Origin of the sequence: Pseudoalteromonas sp. MER144-MNA-CIBAN-0113, from assembly GCF_040308965.1 — a bacterium.
In the GTDB taxonomy this organism is placed as follows: Bacteria; Pseudomonadota; Gammaproteobacteria; order Enterobacterales; family Alteromonadaceae; genus Pseudoalteromonas; species Pseudoalteromonas tetraodonis.
On sequence record NZ_JBEOOG010000020.1, the window covers coordinates 21,462 to 38,333 of the forward strand.

Here is a 16,872-nt window from a genome sequence, read left to right on the forward strand (position 1 = left end):
AAATATTACGCCATTTAGCACTCATTTATTTTTTAATAGAGGGCCATACAAAATCTGATGTATCAGGTTGCGTGGGCTCTGTTAGTTTTGGTTTATTTCTGGGTTTTCGTAGCGGTTTATTACTCATGGTATGAATATAAAGTGCTTCTACTTTATCTCTTGCCCATGGGGTTTTACGTAAAAATTTTAAGCTTGATTTGATACTCGGAGAATCAGTAAAGCATTTTATGTTTACTTGTTCACCCATTGCTTTAAAGCCTAAAAGTTGCTCTAGTTCTACAAGAATTTGCTCTAAAGTTATCCCATGTAGCGGGTTTTTTGGTTGATTATTCATAGTCACACTGCTTTTTTAAACTGCATGTATTGTAACGTATCCCACCGCATCTTAATAGTTTGGAGATGGCTGGCAGATTCCAGATTGTTAATCTTGATTAATTTACAGTAATAGTTGCAGGCTTCTTGGGGTAAATAAGGTTACCTTGCTTATCAAGCTTTAGCCAAATCAATTGACTGTTGTTATGTTGGGGGTACTTTGCAGCACAAATAAGCGTAACTGAGTGAACCTGCAGTATAGCTCCTTCGCTGTAACGTTTATTATCATACCAGCACTCAGTGCTAGTGTTTATAAGCTGGGTAGCATCAACAATAGGAAGCGTTTGTATTGTGTTAGCGTAGCTTAAAGCTGAAAAACACAAGCATAAAACAGCAATAATAAAAGTAAAATAATAACGCATGAATAACCTCAAGGTGTTTAAAATAACTACACTTAGCAAAAAAACATGCTAGGGTAAGTAAGACAACATAAGTAAAACACAGAACAATAAAAAGGTGAACTGATATGCAATTTGATCAAACCATGATTGACGAATTTACACTACTAGCAAAATTTCCACGCGAGAGCAAAATGCAAGGAATTAAACTTCATTCAGACGCTGAACCCGCCTTACTAAGCGCAGCACAACGTTTGTTCGATAAAGGGGTTATAGATAGCCCAGATGGTGGCTATTTAACCGAACTGGGCTTAGATTTAATTGAGCATGTCACTGTAATACACAGTGCACTTAAAAGTTAATTTACTCTATTAGTTTGCATCAGGTTGATTTTCAGGGGCTGCATCAATAAAGGCTGCCAACTCATTACAACGCTGATATATGGCTGCTATTTTAGGGTAGGCAGCCATATCTACTTTAAAACGAATGGCATTAAATACCTGCGGTACTAAACATACATCAGCTAAGCTTGGCGAGTCGCCTGCGCAAAATGTGTTTTTGCTATCTAGCATGCGTTCTATTTTTTCAAAACCCACTTCAACCCAGTGGCGGTACCATTTATTTTTTGCTTCATCATCAACATTGAGTTCACTACTTAAATACTTAAGCACACGTAAATTATCAATCGGGTGAATATCACACGCAATTGCATAACTTAAATTGCGAATATGTGCTTTTTGCCATGCATTACCAGGCAGTAATGGTGTTTCAGGATATTGCTCTTCAAGGTACTCTAAAATTGCTAGAGATTGACCTAATATGCCGTTTTCTGTTTCTAAAGAAGGTAAAAGTCCTTGGGGGTTTTTCTGTAAGTAATCTGTGCTTTGTTGCTCTGATTTTAGTAAGTTTACCGGCACCAACTGGTGAACAATATTTTTTAGGTTTAATGCGATGCGCACACGATACGCTGCAGATGAGCGAAAATAAGTATAAAGCTTCATAATCTAATTACCCTTGATTGCCGTTAAAGTGTTTTTTAATTGTGCGCCAGCAGTCAGTGTAATTAGCTTGGCGCTCTTTACCTTCTAATGCGTATTTAGTCGGTGAAATGACATAACGGGATTCAAACATAAACGCTAAGGTATTTTCGTATTTTTGTGGAACCAGTTCCGCATTAGATGCTTTTTCAAATACATCCGCTTCAGGTCCATGCGGAGACATACAATTATGTAAACTTGCGCCACCTGGCACAAAGCCATGCTCTTTTGCATCATATACACCTTCAATTAACCCCATAAATTCACTCATGATATTACGATGATAGTAGGGCGGACGAAAAGTGTTTTCAGCAACCATCCAACGCGGTGGAAAAATAACAAAATCAACATTAGCCATTCCTTCAGTAGCTGATGGCGAGGTTAAAACGGTAAATATAGAAGGATCCGGATGGTCAAAGCTTACTGTGTTCATTACATTAAATCGCGATAAATCGTATTTATAAGGCGCGCTATTACCTGTCCATGCAACAACATCGAAAGGGGAATGCTTAATCTCACAGCTGAATAAGTTGCCATTAAATTTTGACACCAGTTCAAAATCACCTTCTTTATCTTCAAAAGCTGCAACTGGGTATTGAAAGTCACGGTCGTTGGCATAGCCGTTTGCACCAACAGGGCCTCGCTCTGCAAGCTCCAAAGCATGACCATAGTTTTCGCAGATATAACCACGGGCCGTTGATTGTATTAAATCAACAGAAAACTTCATCCCTCGGGGTATGACTGCAACTTCACCTGGTTTTACACAGAGCTTACCGCATTCTGTATGCAGGAGTAGCTCGCCTTGTTGGGGTACAAATAGCATTTCACCGTCAGCGTTGTAAAAGTAGCGATCGACCATAGACTTGTTAGCAACATAAACATGAATACCGATGCCAGATTGCCCATTAGCACTGCCGTTAGCAGCCATTGTTATGAGTCCATCTAGAAAATCAGTTGGCTTTGTAGGAATTTCAACGGGGTTCCAGCGAAGCATAGTCGGAGGTGTTACGGCTTCAGTTATAGGCGCAGTTCGAATCAAGCCGTTATCAACAGCGGTGTAATCACCTTGCACTACCGAAGGGCGTAACCGATACAGCCATGTTCTGCGGTTAGCTGCTCTAGGCGCGGTAAATGCTGTAGAGCTAAATTGTTCAGTGTAAAGATCGTACTTAACTTTTTGAGGAGTAAATTGCCCTATAGGCAAGGCATCGGGTAGCGCTTCGGTTTCAAATTCATTACCAAAACCGGTCATGTACTTTAACTGTTCTGCCATTACTGACTCCTGTGAGAGAAGGCTAGTTTTATGTTTTATTTATTTAAGTTAAGATACTCTCAAGTGAGAGTAATTTCAAATTGCTCAATGAATGTGTATGTAAATATAAATGAACAGCGAGTAAACCTATTTAACGGGATAACAATGAAACTGGATTTAGACACTTTTTTAGCATATCAACTAATTAATGTAGCAAGTTTGGTAAGTAATGACCTTGCTAAGGTATACCAGAGCAAATTTGACTTAACGATACCTCAATGGCGAATTTTGGCGAATTTAGCGCAATTTGGTCAAAGTAATGCCAAAAATTTATGTACGCAGGCAGATATGGATAAATCGACCGTGTCGCGTGCAATAAAAATATTAGTAGAAAAAAAGTTGCTAATGACTCAAATTAATTCAGAGGATAAGCGCGCAGCCATACTTTCATTAAGTGAAGCTGGAAAGGAGATGTATAAAAAAATAGTACCCGAGGCGTTAAGGTGGGAAAAAGAACTATTGGCTTCGTTGAACACACATGAACAAGATTTATTAATAAGCGTACTTAATAAGCTAAAAAATAAATTGCAGGCATAAAAAAGCCCATCAAATGATGGGCTTTTATAATTTTAACTAATCTGACAATTTAGATTAGAAAGTGTAACGTACACCTACACGCATTTCCCATACTGAAGCACCAGTTTGTACTGAAGTATTAGCGTTATTACCGTTAAAGCCTGAGTAAACGTAACGACCTTGGTCATCTAAAGATGTTGAGATCATGCTTGCACCTACGAAAGGACCTTTCTTAAGAACGCCCCAGTCATCATTTAGCATGTTTGTAAGGTTGTCGATTACAAAGAATGCTTCACCTTTATGACCTTCCATAAAGCCTGGTAATTCTTGTGTAACTTTAAAGTTGAACTTAACAAACCAGTCAGCATTTTGTTGGTTACGACCTGCGATTTCACCACGTTTAAGCCCTTCAGATGCAATGAAGTCGTTGAACTCATTGATTTCAGCTGCAGACATGTCGTATACAACGTTAGGATCGTTTTCAAGTGGAACGTATAATAACTGACGGTTACCATTCCAGTTGTTATCGCCCCATACATTACGGTCACTTCCGTCAAACGTGAAGCTGTAAGGTAGGCCTTTGTATGCTTCACCGTAAAGGTTAAAGCGTGTTTCAAAGCCATCTACAAACTCATGTTTGTAACCAAGCGTCATAGTAAAACGATGCGGAATTTCATAATCTGAAGACGCAACACCTGGGTTACCTGGATTAGTAAGCGCGATGTTACCATAGTTAGAACCGGCTACAGAGCTAGTCATTGGGTTTACATCGTCTGCATCTGTGTATGCATAACCAAAACTGAAGTTAACGCCGTTATCAAACATTTTGCTAACTGCTGCAGAGATAACTGAAGAATCGCCGCTATCGCCACTAACATTAGTTAATAAATATTCGTTACCACGGCCTTCGATAGACTCGTAAATTGGGCGACCATCAAACGTAGTTTCACCGCTATCTTGAAGTGCGATATCACGCATTAATGCAGCGTCTTTTTTCTTCGAGTATAAGTAATCTACAGAGATTACGTATTCGTCTTCAGTTGTGTATGTAGCACCAAGTGAATATTTCCACTCTGAAGGAATTTCAAAATCAGGGTCTACAGCATTAACAGTTGCATCGCCTACACCAATTTCAGTGTTTGCAACAATATCGAACATTTCTTGAGGTACGTCAAAACCAGGAGTACCGCCGTTTACGTTAGCTGTGTTAAATAAATCTACACCACGGAACTGCGTACTAATGTTTGTAATACCGTCGTTAGAATACGAATTAGATAGCCATACGTTCGGGTTACCACCAGAGAACAAGCCTAAGCCAGCACGAACTTCAAGTTCGTCAGTTGCATACCATTGGAAGCCAACACGTGGTTGCAGTAAGTCAATACCGTCGAATGTAGACTGGTTGCTGAAACCATAACGGCTTGTGAAGTTTTGGTTAAAGTTAGGTACGTCGTCACTTGTGTACTTGTCGTAACGTAAACCAAACTGAATTGTTGCATCTAAGTCAGTAAACGCGTATTCGTCTTGTACATAAAATGTGTGTTGAGCATATTTAAAGCTTGCAGCCGCATCATTCGGGTTATTAGTACCTGCAGCATTGTTGTAGTAGATACGCGCTGCTTGACCTGCTTCAAAGTCGTCAATTGAGTCAAAGCGCCACTCACCTTCTGTTTGCTGTACGAACAAGTTAAAAACAGATAGCTCTTCAAACTCGTAACCAGCAGTAATTGTGTGTTGATCTAAGTAATAAGTACCAGCAACTTTAAATGTAGTTGTGTCGTAATCTAGGTCGTTTGATTGACGAGAATCATCAGGACCAATGTAAACCGTACCACCATTATCAGTGCGGATTTGCATTTCACCAAAGCTGCTTGCAGCATCTAATGACTGAACCGTTGCATCTAGCTCTGATTTACCTAAACGAATTTCAGTAGAAAAATCGTCTGACCAATCAGAATATACAGAACCAATGATTGATGTAAACTCAGCACTTTGATTATAGAAGTGGTTTGATAAAGAAACGCGGCTAGAACCAGTATCAGACTGAGAAATTGTGTTACCGTCGTTGTAGTTATAGATTAAGTTTGCACGGTGATCTTCGTTGATGTTCCAATCTAGTTTTACTAAGATTTTTTCATCTTCAACAGGCATGCTTGATGGCATACCGCCAGCATCGTAGCCGTAAACTGATTGAGAAATACTCTGAATGCGAGATACGTCATCAGCTGTAACACTACCACTGCTAAGACCGTCGTAATTAAACTGGCGAACACCTTCAAGTTTTTCGTATGAAGTGAACAAGAATAATGTATCTTCAACAAGCGGAAGGCCTACGTTGAAACCGTAACGTTTTTCAGTGTAGTTACCGTTATCAACTTCATTACCTTCAATTTCGTCGCCTTTCATTGAATCGTTTGTGTAATCGAAGAAAACACCACCGTGAACGTCGTTGCCACCAGATTTAGTTACAGCGTTAATGTTACACGATGTAAAGCCACCGTATTGAACGTCAAAAGGGGCTAGCTCAGCTGAAACTTGTTCAATAGAGTCGAAAGAGAAAGGGGCACGGATAGTAGGGTAACCGTTTGAGCTTAAACCGAAGTTATCGTTCATGCGAACGCCGTCAAGCGTTAAGCTGTTGTAACGTGGGTTACCACCACCACAGTTGATTGAACCACGGCTATCATCAATTGTGATACGTGGGTCAATACGGATGATGTCTTTTAAATCACGGTTGATAGCTGGTTGGTTTTCAAGATCCGTTAGCGTAAAAGTAGACGCAGGACCTGTACCACCAGACATAGCACTGATAGGGGCACCCGTAACTACAATTTGCTCGATGTTAGAGATATTCTCTAAAGAAGCATTTACCGGGTAATCGTTACCAATGTTAAGAATAATGTTATTGAACTCTTGGTCTGCATAAGTGTCAGAATCTACAACTACTCTGTATGGACCACCAACACGTAGGCCTTTAGCTGTAAAGTAACCAGCATCATTAGTTTCAGTTGTTTTAACTGAGCCTGAAGGAACGTGTAAAATAGTAATTTTAGTTCCTGCAGCAGGGTTACCGTTAGGACCCTTTATTTGACCTTTAATTGCAGAGGTTGTTTCGTTTGCAATTGCAGCACCACTCACACCAACACATGCTGCTATAGCAAGTGATAGAGCTGTTTTGCGAAGTTGAATTTTCATTTTATTTTCCCGTGTAGTTAAATAAACTTTTAATAGCTTTTTTATTTTAATTTTGGATTAAGCGACCGCAAAATACACTTTACCCAAAATACTTACATAGTGTACCTCATTTGTTTGTTACAAATAAAATACAACTGTAATTTTTTTATTATAAAACACTTTATTTATGAAATTTAGCATTTTATCTATGTTTCAATATTTTACCGTTCAAATAGTAAGTAGTTTTTATGACAAACAGATGAAAAGTGATTTTTTCCATAAAAAAAGCCATTACATGCATGTAATGGCTTTTTTAATTTTACGAGTTTTTGATGTACAGGCTATGTATTAAAACTTATAGCTAACACCAATTTTAGCTTGCCAAGCTGATGAGCTAGTTTGATATTGGCTATAGTTACGAACATCAGCGCCATTAAATCTGCTATCAATTATATAACGACCTTGATCGTCTAACCCGCCAAAGTCGTAAACTGCTTGGTCAGAGAAACCTAAGCGCTTTTCTACGCCCCAGTCACTGTTTAATAAGTTGGCAAAGTTATCAATCATAAAGTAAACCTCACCGCTATGACCTTTTGCAAAACCAGGGATCTCTTGTTTAACGCTAATATCCATAGTGGTAACCCATGGTTGCGTGCCTGAGTTACGGTCTAAGATTTGGCCTCGCTCAGAAATACCCGCTCTATTAAGTAGTGTCTCAAGTTCACTCCATGATAGCCCTGATTCATCCCAATTTACATTGGCATCATCTGCACCAGTTGGAATATACGCTAAATAAGCTGAGCTTGAATAAAAGTCACGCGTATCACCTAAGTCACTATCTTGATACATACCCATAGTATAGCTAAATGGACGACCAGAGCGACGTTCGAAATACACATTAAATCTTGTGGCATAGCCACTGAAGAACTCAGTGTTATACGCTAAATTAACTTTAAAGCTATGCTCTACTTCATACGCACCACGGGCAGCAAAGTCTTCATTTCGGCTCTTAGTGATATTGTACTGATAGTTGCTTTGTGCACGTGATGAAGAGCCTGAAGACGCTTCTGTTACATCTTGATGTGCATAGCTTGCTGAAATATAAAGGCCATTTTCCCACTCTTTAGCAAGTGCTGTTGAAATAATAACAGAGCGACCATCATCAGTTGAGTTAGTCATTGCGATATCAAAGTTATCAGCTAAATCACCGCTGTAAATACTTTCATAGATGATACGCTCGCCGTCGGCCGCTACACCTACAGGTTTTATGGCGGTGTTATGCCACACAGCTTCGTTTTCTTTTTTGTGATAAGCAATTTCTGCTTGCCATTTAAAGCCTTCACCTAGTAACTCAGAATCAAAGTCGTACTCAAATCCAAGTTGTGCACGAATACTTGACGGTAGTTCAAAGTTAGGATCAACATAGTTTGTGCTACCTGCACCTTGAACTAAAGAGCCTTTTATGGCATCTGGTACTTGAGTGATATCAGCTTGATTATTAGCATAATAATCGTTAATAGCACTTTGAGGTGCATCTACAAAAGTAATGCCATCGTTTTGGAATGAGTTATTGTACCAAACGTTAGGGATACCACCTTGGAAACGACCCACGCCACCGTTAACTGTTAATGCTTCTGTAGCGTAATACTTAAAGCCAATACGCGGTAGAATAATATCTAACCCATCGAGGTTTTCTTGATTGCTAAAGCCATAGGTGTTTAAAAAGTTTTCGTTGAGTGTTGGTTTATCATCAGAAGATAAACGCTCATAACGAACACCTGCTGTTACTTCTAAATCATCACCAACATAAAAAGTATCTTCAATGTAAAGTGCTAATTGATTACGGGTTGCGTCGTAAGCGGTGTCATTAGGGTTATTTGTAAAGGCATTGCTGTAGCTAAAATCGTACTTTCCTTTGTAGTTACCTACTTCACGATTTTCGAAACCATTAAAGTTATCAAATTCCCATGAACCGAGTGAGTTAGCTGCAAAAAGGTTGTATAAGTTTAACGACTCATATTGCATACCAAAGTTAATTTCATGCTCGTCCATTAAATAAGTGGCATCAAGAGAAAGTGTTAAATTTTCTGTTGCTGAGCTATTTGCATGGCGAAACTCATCGGTACCAAAGTTATAAGAAGGCCCGCGGAAGTATTCTTCAACTTTAACGCTACCAATATCAGAATTTGTTAAACTTCTCGATGATACATCTTTGTATGCAATACCGATTTCAGTTGAAAAGTCTTCGTTCCAATCTGAATATAGCTTGGTAGCAAAGTTATTAAACTTGGTTGCGTAGGTATAACGACTTGATGCAAACTGAACTGATGTGCCACCAGTACCAAAGTTTGTTTCATCTTTGTCATCTTGCCACTGATAGGTAAAATCTAAGCGATGATCATCAGCAATGTTCCAGCTTAATTTTACAAGTAATGTTTCGTTGGTGTCTTTAGGGTCGCCTCCAAGAGAGTCTGTTAAGCCGTATTCGTTATTTAGAATATTAAGGAAACGGTTATAGCTTTCTTCACTCACATCGTATTCGTTGGTTGCGCCTGAACCTTCAAAACCATAATCTAAATCTAGTTCGCTTGACCATTTATTGTAGTTAACAAAGTAAAATAAGGTATCGTCTATAAGTGGGCCGCCAACATTAAAACCGTAGCGTTTTTCAGTTTGGTTAGGTTCTACTTGTTCAACAATGTATGTGCGGTGACCATCGTCATCTAAAACAGGGCGGTTATCAGCAAACACTTGAGATATGCTGTCTACATCGCCAGCAATATCTGGTGTTGATGTTTCGTAAAAACCAGAAAACTTAAGTTCGTTAGTACCTGACTTAGTTACCGCGTTAATAGTACCACCACCAAAGTTGCCTTTAGAGGCTGAAAATGGAGAAACATCAACAGAGATCTGCTCAATCGCATCAAGGGCTACAGGGGGCTGCGAAGTAGGGTAGCCGCCGTAACTTAAACCAAAGTCGTCATTTTGGCCAATACCATCTACAGTTAAACCATTTGTACGTGGGTTGCTACCGGCAAAGGTTAGCTCGCCGCTACCATTAATACTAGCAAGTGGGTTTAAACGTGCGATGTCTTTAATGTCACGATTAAAGCTAGGCATGTTGTTGATGGTATCTTCACCAAACGTGCTGCTAGAACCACCCGATTGTTGGACAATTTTATAACCAGACACTTCAATTTTTTCAATATTGAGTGGTGCTAATTGCGACGTTAATCGGTAAGTTTCGCCAAGGTTTAAAAAGATATTTTCAACGGTGGTATCGTTAAACGTATCAGAGTCGATGATCACAGTGTAAGGTCCACCAACACGTAAACCATTTGCAATGAAAGTACCACTTTCATTGGTCGTTAGTTCACTAATTGTGCCAGTTGGTTGATGAACAACCTTAATTTTAACGTTTGCAGCGCTCGCACCTGAAGGTGTGGTTATTTTACCACGCATTGCAGATGAAGTGTCAGCAGCCATAGCGCTTGTTGAAACTCCTAGAGCAAGAATTACTGCTCCAGTTAATTTCGAAAGGCGAAGCTTAGTCATAATGTTGATTTCCCATTTAGATGATTTAAGTTAGAAACTGAATTTATTTTTGTGTTTGCTGTGTTAAGGCCATTTTTGATTGCGTGTTAGCAGGATCAAATAATGTATTTAACAATCCAGCCAAGCGAATTCCCGCTTGTTGCAAGCGTGTTTTCACAATAGGGGTGTTGTTGTAGATATAGTCGTAGCTAATCTGTTCTTCTGTTGATTCATATATTTTTAGGGCTAAGTTGTGCGACTCTTCAAGCCAGCTTGTTGGTGTACTTTGTAAATATTCACTAATTAGCTCGCTGTTGTTGGTATTTATAAACTGAGCGTATTCAGTAAAAGATAAGTTTTCGTTTTCTACTAACTTGGTATCCCATAGGCTATGTAGATTGGTTTGTTGGTTAAAAAAAGAAACCTTAACGCGATTGCCGCCTCTATCTTCTGCTCTTCCTGCATGAAATGGTTGATGGCTGTCACCCACTAAATGCACCAAAAAACGCAAGCTAAACTGTTTGGCCGCAAGGCTTGATTTATCATCTTTCAACACGCGGATAGAGTAGTGAATGCCTTCTAATATGTTTGTTACTGATTCTTTGTGTTTAGTGTGGTCGTGGTCAAAACTAAAGGTCGCGTTGTCATCAGCATTAATGTAATGCCAACGAGATGATTTTTTTTGCCAAAAGTCACCTGGTGCAGATCGCATTTCGTCAGGCCATGTTGAAATCTGAGCTAAAGATTCACCGTTGAGATAGGGGATAAGTACAGTCTTAGTAGTTTCGCTTATGTGCGACTCTGCAATTTTACCCACTACACGATGCCCGTTTTGGCCCCAAGCATTACAATCTGTGCTTGCAAATATTGCACTAATTAAAAGTGTTAAAGAAAGCGAATATTTTACATTTTTGTACATTGAAGCATCCTAGTTAGTGTGACATTTATTTTGTAAACGCTGATAAGGTCAATTGTCCTCATTTTTTTAGTTGATAGAAAGGACTCAATAAAATTCATATTTTCTTGTTTAAAATTGTTTTTATTCAATGGTTTGGGTTTGACAGGTAAAATTACCTGTTGTAATAAGTAATTAAAATTGTTCAAATGAGCTATTACTCTAATTTAAACGGGTGCTTTTTGAATATTAAGAAGTTAATGTTGCATAAAATATCAATTGTTACATTTATGTTTCTAGGCGTGTTGCTAAGTTGGTTTTCAGGTCAAGTTATTGTGGGCGAGGAAGATATAACGTTTCCAGTAATAATAGAGACATCAACGACATGTCAAACAACGGCAACGGCTAATAAGAGTCAACTTATAGTATTTACCCCCTCAAAATACGTTGCTCAATTACTTACTAAAAACTTGTGTGATGATAAAGTTGTGGCTAAGCAATATGGCTCTGTCATTGGCTATTGGGGATATAGAACCGTTGATAGCTTAGAGTTTGTAGGTAAAGGTATTGCAGATTTAATTTTAGCGAAAAATAATATTATGGATGCGTTTAAGGCTGAATCTACTTACAACTATCAGCCTGTGGTTGGCTTTTCTGATTACACTGCGTTTTTTATCTCTTCAAAAGAAAAACCAAAGATCAGCAAACAATATTTTTTAGATAAAAAAATCGGTCTGTTAGATTATCCAACGAGTCGCTCAGGACACATTTTACCCAAACAAGCCTTTAAAGAGCTAGGCCTAAACATTGCTCAGCTAAAAATAACCTATGCGAGTTCACACAATGAGTTGAGAGAATTATTGGCGAACGGGGAAGTAGACCTTATTGCCTCTTTTTGGAGAGAAAGTGACAGTCAGCGTTTTTCAAAAAATTATATTACGCCTATTAGTAGTAATGTGGCAGGCACCCGTTGGTACTTAAAAATGCAGCATAATAATACTGATTTACTCTGTGCTGTACAGTCTCACTTATTGAGTATGTCTAAAGAACAATCGTTTCAATATTATCAAAATGTTGAGCCATATTGGCAGTGCAACAGTTACCCCGTTACCTTTATAGGGGAGTCGTAATGAATAGGTTAATATGGATAATATGCACAATTTTTTTATTCTTGTTTTTCTCGTCTGTTTTTTATATTTCGACAATACAAAAACAACAGCAAGTAAATAAATTACAAATAATACAAATAGAAAAACAAATCGCTTTAGACTTACCTTTGTTAGATTTATCAAATGAGCTGCTTAAACACTCAGGTAATAAAGCAGCTTTACTTAATTATATTCAAACCTTAAACACCTTTATTAATAGTACCGATATTGAGGTTGTAGCTATAACGCCACAACATGAATTTGATGCTTCTTTAAAAACTTCCACAGAGTTTATTCGAGAGTTAAATAGTAATAATGGTGTGGTGTTCATCGTTTTCTCTTTGAGACAGCCGTATTTTACGGGTGATGTGGTAGCTATTTATGGGATGCTTTTTATTCTTAGTATATTACTTACGTACTTAATAAAATTAGCCTATATCAACAAAAATGATGATAAGCAGGTTATTCACGCAGAATCAAATACTACAGAGTCAAAACCATTAACCCTGATTATTGATTTAAAAAGTAAAACATTATCGAGTAGCGTTTCTTTGGAGCACCAAGTAGCTCTGGCAAACAAACCGTTATGTTTTTATTTAGCGCTTGTGGAATACTGCACTAACAATCCAGAGATCAAGCTTAATCATAACAAGAATGTACCCGAGGAATTGATAGAGCTTGCCAATAAGTATTTCTATCGTTTAGTTGAGCTTGGTCATACAGTAAGAAAACGTCCAAACTTTAATAACAGTCTAGAGAAAACATTGAGTGAAATTCGTGCGTCACTGGATGATGTGTTAAACGATTGCCCTGAGCAAAAGGGATTATACTACCCACCGAAAGCATTTGGAGAGGGCTCACGCTCACGAATGCACAGTTATGGGTTAGCAAATGTGGGTCAAGGAAATATAGAAATAATAGGAAAGTAATCGTGCTTTGCTACTTAACCATAACTCTGATTAAGAGAGCTTAAATTGGTTTGGTTAGCACATAAACCTCAACGATGAGTGTCATGACTATATCAATGACACTCATCACTGTTCAATACAGATTACTATTTAGGTGCAAACTCATGTGCATCAACAGGGCTGTGCTCTGCAAAAAATCGTTTTAATGCCTGAGCGTCCGTTTCATCGGTGCTTACGAATCCTTTCATGTGAGTAATTTTAGGGTAACTATCGCCACCAGAAGCATTATATTCATTAATACTCATGCGGTATGTTTTGTTTATATCAAGCGGCTTGCCGGCGATGAACACGTTAGTTACTTGATCCTCTTTAAGTTCAAAGGCTAAGTTGTGGTATTGCATGTAGGCTCCAGAGTCTGGTGGGAAACGCGTCACGACATTTAAATAGGTTAAAATATCATTGCCTTTGAAATCGATATAAGCGACACGGTTTTTAAAAGGCTGTACTTTGAGTATGTCTTTATAACTCACGTCACCCGCATTGATGCTATCGCGAACACCACCACCACTGATAATGCCAAAATCGGCACCTACGGTATTCATTTGCGCTCGAATAATAACGCGAGCAAGGTTAGTTTGCTCGAAGCGTACTTTGTTACGATCACCCTCGAGTCTGTCATTCACAAAGCCAATTTTACCTTCAATTTGTTTTGCCCCTTTTTGTTGGTACGCCGCTAAAAAGGTTTGTAGCGCTGGATCTGGTTTAATGTAATTTGCAGCAAGTACGGATTTTACGCTACCGTCTTTTTGCTTTTTATCTACGTATAAATTAACGGGCAATAATTGATAACTTAGCAGTGATAATTGACCGTTTTCTAATTTAAACTCCGCTTTACCCACATACTTACCCCATTCATGGGCTTGCATTATCCAGGTTCCATTTTGTCGATCAGGTTTACAGGCTAAACCTGGCTTAAAATTCTCATCTGTGACATTTTCTGCAGCCATACACACTGGCTCTTGGGAATGGCCACCAATAATCATATCAAGGGCATTTTTATCTAAAGAGCGGGCAAGCGTAACATCACCTGGAGCATTTATTCCATAATTGGCATCTACATAATGCCCCATGTGCGTTACCGCAATGGTAATGTCAGGATTGTATTTTGCTTTTAATGTTTGGGTAAGTGAGGCGGTTATTTCAACCGGATCTTTAAATTCTAAGTGGCCAATGTATTGCGGGTTACCAATTTTAGCGGTGTCTGTCGTTGTTAACCCAATTACGGCAATGGTTAAGCCGCCTTTGTTGAATATCTTATAACGTTCAAAAATAGTTTCGTTAGTTTGTTTATCAAAGATATTAGCCGATAAAAGAGGGAAGTTAGCCCATTGCTGTTGCTGTCTTAATACACTTAATGGATTATCAAACTCATGATTACCTAATGCCATTGCGTCATAGCCAATTTTCGACATGCCTTTGAAATCGGGCTCAGCAAATTGCAGGTCTGATTCAGGGATACCAGTATTAATATCGCCACCAGATAATAATAACACCTGATGCCCTTGTGCTTTTGCATCGGCTCTTAGCTGGTCGATTAGGGTTTTACGCGCGGCCATACCATATTCGCCTTTTTCATTATGCCAAAAACGACCATGATTATCATTGGTATGAAGAACAGTTAAATAGTGTGCTGCAGGTTTATTGACAGAGTCACTGGCACAGCCATATAAACCAAGAAATAAAATGAGAAAAACAAGAGTACGCATAAAATACCTATCGATTAACAAAACTCAGTATAGTAGGCGGCTAGTTTAAACTAGTTCGAGGTTAAAAAAACGCACTTATTCATATTTTTCAGCCAATAAGGCTTCACGTTGCTGCTCTACAACCCGTTTTCTGCGTGCGAGCTCATCATGTGCGTATTGAGATTTTTGATGATTTACATCAATCATCCATTTCAAAAAGCTGACGGGAAGCTGGGTGTATGGTTCACCTTGGTGTAGCCCAAAGTCACAAATAGTCGTGTTGTTTGCCATTATATTTACTCCTATCACTGTGTAGGCTGATAATAACAAAAAAAGAGTGATTGATAAGGGGCTTTTTAAGTACCTTGCTAGGCTTAAAGTTAATTTAAAAAAGAGTCACCGTGATGTACATCAAGGCACTCAGACAATTAACTCTCCATAATGTGTTTAAAATTAAAATGTAAACAGTTGTAACTGCAGTGTAATTACTTTGATATGAATTGTAGCGTTAAGTACTTATGTATCGATTTATAAAATGAATAACACTACTCTATGACGCCTAATGACAATAAAAAATAGGAATAATAATGAAGAAGCTTATCTTAGCGTCAATTTTAACTGCAGCGAGCTTTTCAAGCGCAGCAACCATAGTCGAAATGCAAACGAGTCAAGGAACGATAGAAATTAACTTGTTTGATCAACAAACACCTAAAACAGTAGAAAACTTCCTAAGTTATGTTAATGATGCCGCCTACAATCAAACGGTTATACACCGCTCTGTTGATAAGTTTGTCATTCAAGGAGGAGGTTTTACTTTTTCTGATGAAATGGATCCCATTACAACCAAGCCAGCGGTTATTAACGAACCTGTTTACTCAAATGTAAAAGGCACAATTGCCATGGCAAAGCAGGGCGGCAACGAAAACAGCGCCACTAGCCAATGGTTTTTTAATATGAGTGATAACAGCCAAAACTTAGATTTACAAAATGGTGGGTTTACCGTTTTCGGACAAATAACAGCACAAAGCCAAGAAACTTTAGATAAAATAGCGGCCTTAGTTCATTGTGCAGAGGTACCATTGGTTGGTATTACTAAAGAGCAATGTTCAGATGAAAATGTGGTTATTAGTAATCAAAACTTAGTATCAATACAAACGGTGGTTGTGCTTGATGACGATCCTAATTCAGCACAAAATTTAACACCTAAAGAGAATACATTAATTGATAACGTAGAAGTGACACCACCACAAAGTTCAGACTCTAGTGGCAGTATGGCATGGTTATTAGGCGCACTATTGCTTGTAGCACCTCGCTTAAAACGTGCTAAGTAAACTTTAAAAAAATAACGGCGAATTACTAAATTCGCTGTTATTTTTTAGTTTAAAAGTACACCCAGCAATAGCAAAAACCACATTACAAACACAGCTAAGCAGCCTAGCAAAAATACTCTAAAACGAGCTCTTAAATGATTACTACCAAGGTGAATGAGGCTATGAATAATGCGTGTCGCTACAAATATACACGCCAATACTGCAATAGAGACACTCGCCATATTAAGCTGTAAAGCAAGCAAACAACCCGCATAAAAAAGCACAGGTATTTCAAATTGATTGCTAAAATTACGATCCGCTACTCTCACATGATCGCCCGCATTATCGAGGCGCATAGCAGCAAAGTCGCTTAACTGTATGTGTTTATTTTTAGCCGCTGCAAAACGACGTTTTCCCATAATCACCATAACAACTAATGAAAGTGTTACCTGCACAAACATGGCTATTATTATTATCTTTTCCATAACTTACCTTATTATTTATATTAACTATTCACAATGTGTTACACAATTAAGTACTAATTAGTAGCATAGTATTAATTGATAATGGTAGTTTATAAGTG

At 38.4% G+C, this 16,872-nt stretch carries 15 protein-coding genes; 5 read left to right on the forward strand and 10 right to left on the reverse strand.

Annotated features, from left to right (window positions below):
• Nucleotides 1-25 precede the first annotated feature (25 nt).
• Nucleotides 26-334 carry a VF530 family protein gene (locus tag AAEY57_RS07390; protein ID WP_008112331.1) on the reverse strand — a complete coding sequence of 103 codons (309 nt, stop codon included), beginning with the start codon at nucleotides 332-334 and terminating at the stop codon, nucleotides 26-28.
• A 97-nt stretch (nucleotides 335-431) separates the two neighbouring features.
• Nucleotides 432-734, reverse strand: a complete 303-nt coding sequence (locus AAEY57_RS07395) for a DUF1496 domain-containing protein (protein ID WP_290191366.1) — start codon at nucleotides 732-734, stop codon at nucleotides 432-434.
• Between the two features lie 104 nt (nucleotides 735-838).
• On the opposite strand from AAEY57_RS07395, the gene AAEY57_RS07400 reads away from it, so the two are divergent.
• Complete coding sequence (locus tag AAEY57_RS07400) at nucleotides 839-1,072, forward strand: TIGR02647 family protein (protein WP_288984863.1); 234 nt, start codon at nucleotides 839-841, stop codon at nucleotides 1,070-1,072.
• Between the two features lie 9 nt (nucleotides 1,073-1,081).
• Here the strand turns inward: AAEY57_RS07400 and maiA are convergent, their stop codons facing one another.
• Together maiA and hmgA are read right to left on the reverse strand one after the other, a co-directional pair.
• Entirely contained in the window at nucleotides 1,082-1,711 is a 630-nt protein-coding gene (maiA, locus tag AAEY57_RS07405) for a maleylacetoacetate isomerase (RefSeq protein WP_290191365.1), read from the reverse strand.
• A gap of 7 nt (nucleotides 1,712-1,718) precedes the next feature.
• The gene (hmgA, locus tag AAEY57_RS07410) at nucleotides 1,719-3,020 is read right to left on the reverse strand and encodes a homogentisate 1,2-dioxygenase (RefSeq protein WP_273002633.1); all 1,302 of its coding nucleotides are present in this window, start codon (nucleotides 3,018-3,020) and stop codon (nucleotides 1,719-1,721) included.
• A gap of 30 nt (nucleotides 3,021-3,050) precedes the next feature.
• Between hmgA and AAEY57_RS07415 the strand changes: the two genes are divergently transcribed.
• Nucleotides 3,051-3,596 (forward strand): MarR family winged helix-turn-helix transcriptional regulator, encoded by a 546-nt coding sequence (locus AAEY57_RS07415; protein ID WP_290191364.1) that lies wholly within the window; start codon nucleotides 3,051-3,053, stop codon nucleotides 3,594-3,596.
• 54 nt (nucleotides 3,597-3,650) lie between these two features.
• On the opposite strand, the gene AAEY57_RS07420 is transcribed toward AAEY57_RS07415, so the two are convergent.
• From AAEY57_RS07420 to AAEY57_RS07430, 3 genes are all read right to left on the reverse strand, one after another.
• Nucleotides 3,651-6,770, reverse strand: coding sequence for a TonB-dependent receptor (locus AAEY57_RS07420; protein WP_262976648.1), 3,120 nt, complete (start codon nucleotides 6,768-6,770; stop codon nucleotides 3,651-3,653).
• A 327-nt stretch (nucleotides 6,771-7,097) separates the two neighbouring features.
• Nucleotides 7,098-10,304: a TonB-dependent receptor gene (locus tag AAEY57_RS07425; protein WP_036985049.1), complete on the reverse strand. Its 3,207-nt coding sequence runs from the start codon at nucleotides 10,302-10,304 to the stop codon at nucleotides 7,098-7,100.
• A gap of 43 nt (nucleotides 10,305-10,347) precedes the next feature.
• A complete protein-coding gene (locus AAEY57_RS07430) occupies nucleotides 10,348-11,202 on the reverse strand; it encodes a S1/P1 nuclease (RefSeq protein ID WP_008112341.1) in 855 nt (284 codons plus the stop codon).
• 236 nt (nucleotides 11,203-11,438) lie between these two features.
• Between AAEY57_RS07430 and AAEY57_RS07435 the strand changes: the two genes are divergently transcribed.
• Together AAEY57_RS07435 and AAEY57_RS07440 are read left to right on the forward strand one after the other, a co-directional pair.
• Nucleotides 11,439-12,308, forward strand: a complete 870-nt coding sequence (locus AAEY57_RS07435) for a type 2 periplasmic-binding domain-containing protein (RefSeq protein WP_008112343.1) — start codon at nucleotides 11,439-11,441, stop codon at nucleotides 12,306-12,308.
• Nucleotides 12,308-13,255, forward strand: coding sequence for a hypothetical protein (locus tag AAEY57_RS07440; RefSeq protein ID WP_008112345.1), 948 nt, complete (start codon nucleotides 12,308-12,310; stop codon nucleotides 13,253-13,255). The genes AAEY57_RS07435 and AAEY57_RS07440 overlap by 1 nt, the downstream gene beginning before the upstream one ends.
• Nucleotides 13,256-13,380: 125 nt before the next feature.
• On the opposite strand, the gene ushA is transcribed toward AAEY57_RS07440, so the two are convergent.
• Both ushA and AAEY57_RS07450 read right to left on the reverse strand, forming a co-directional pair.
• Complete coding sequence (gene ushA / locus AAEY57_RS07445) at nucleotides 13,381-15,000, reverse strand: bifunctional UDP-sugar hydrolase/5'-nucleotidase UshA (protein WP_008112347.1); 1,620 nt, start codon at nucleotides 14,998-15,000, stop codon at nucleotides 13,381-13,383.
• Nucleotides 15,001-15,075: 75 nt separating this feature from the next.
• Nucleotides 15,076-15,270, reverse strand: a complete 195-nt coding sequence (locus AAEY57_RS07450; protein ID WP_008112349.1) for a hypothetical protein — start codon at nucleotides 15,268-15,270, stop codon at nucleotides 15,076-15,078.
• Nucleotides 15,271-15,566: 296 nt separating this feature from the next.
• Between AAEY57_RS07450 and AAEY57_RS07455 the strand changes: the two genes are divergently transcribed.
• Nucleotides 15,567-16,310 carry a peptidylprolyl isomerase gene (locus AAEY57_RS07455; protein ID WP_350607242.1) on the forward strand — a complete coding sequence of 248 codons (744 nt, stop codon included), beginning with the start codon at nucleotides 15,567-15,569 and terminating at the stop codon, nucleotides 16,308-16,310.
• 44 nt (nucleotides 16,311-16,354) lie between these two features.
• Here the strand turns inward: AAEY57_RS07455 and AAEY57_RS07460 are convergent, their stop codons facing one another.
• Nucleotides 16,355-16,774 (reverse strand): MAPEG family protein, encoded by a 420-nt coding sequence (locus tag AAEY57_RS07460; protein ID WP_350607245.1) that lies wholly within the window; start codon nucleotides 16,772-16,774, stop codon nucleotides 16,355-16,357.
• Between the last annotated feature and the right edge of the window lie 98 nt (nucleotides 16,775-16,872).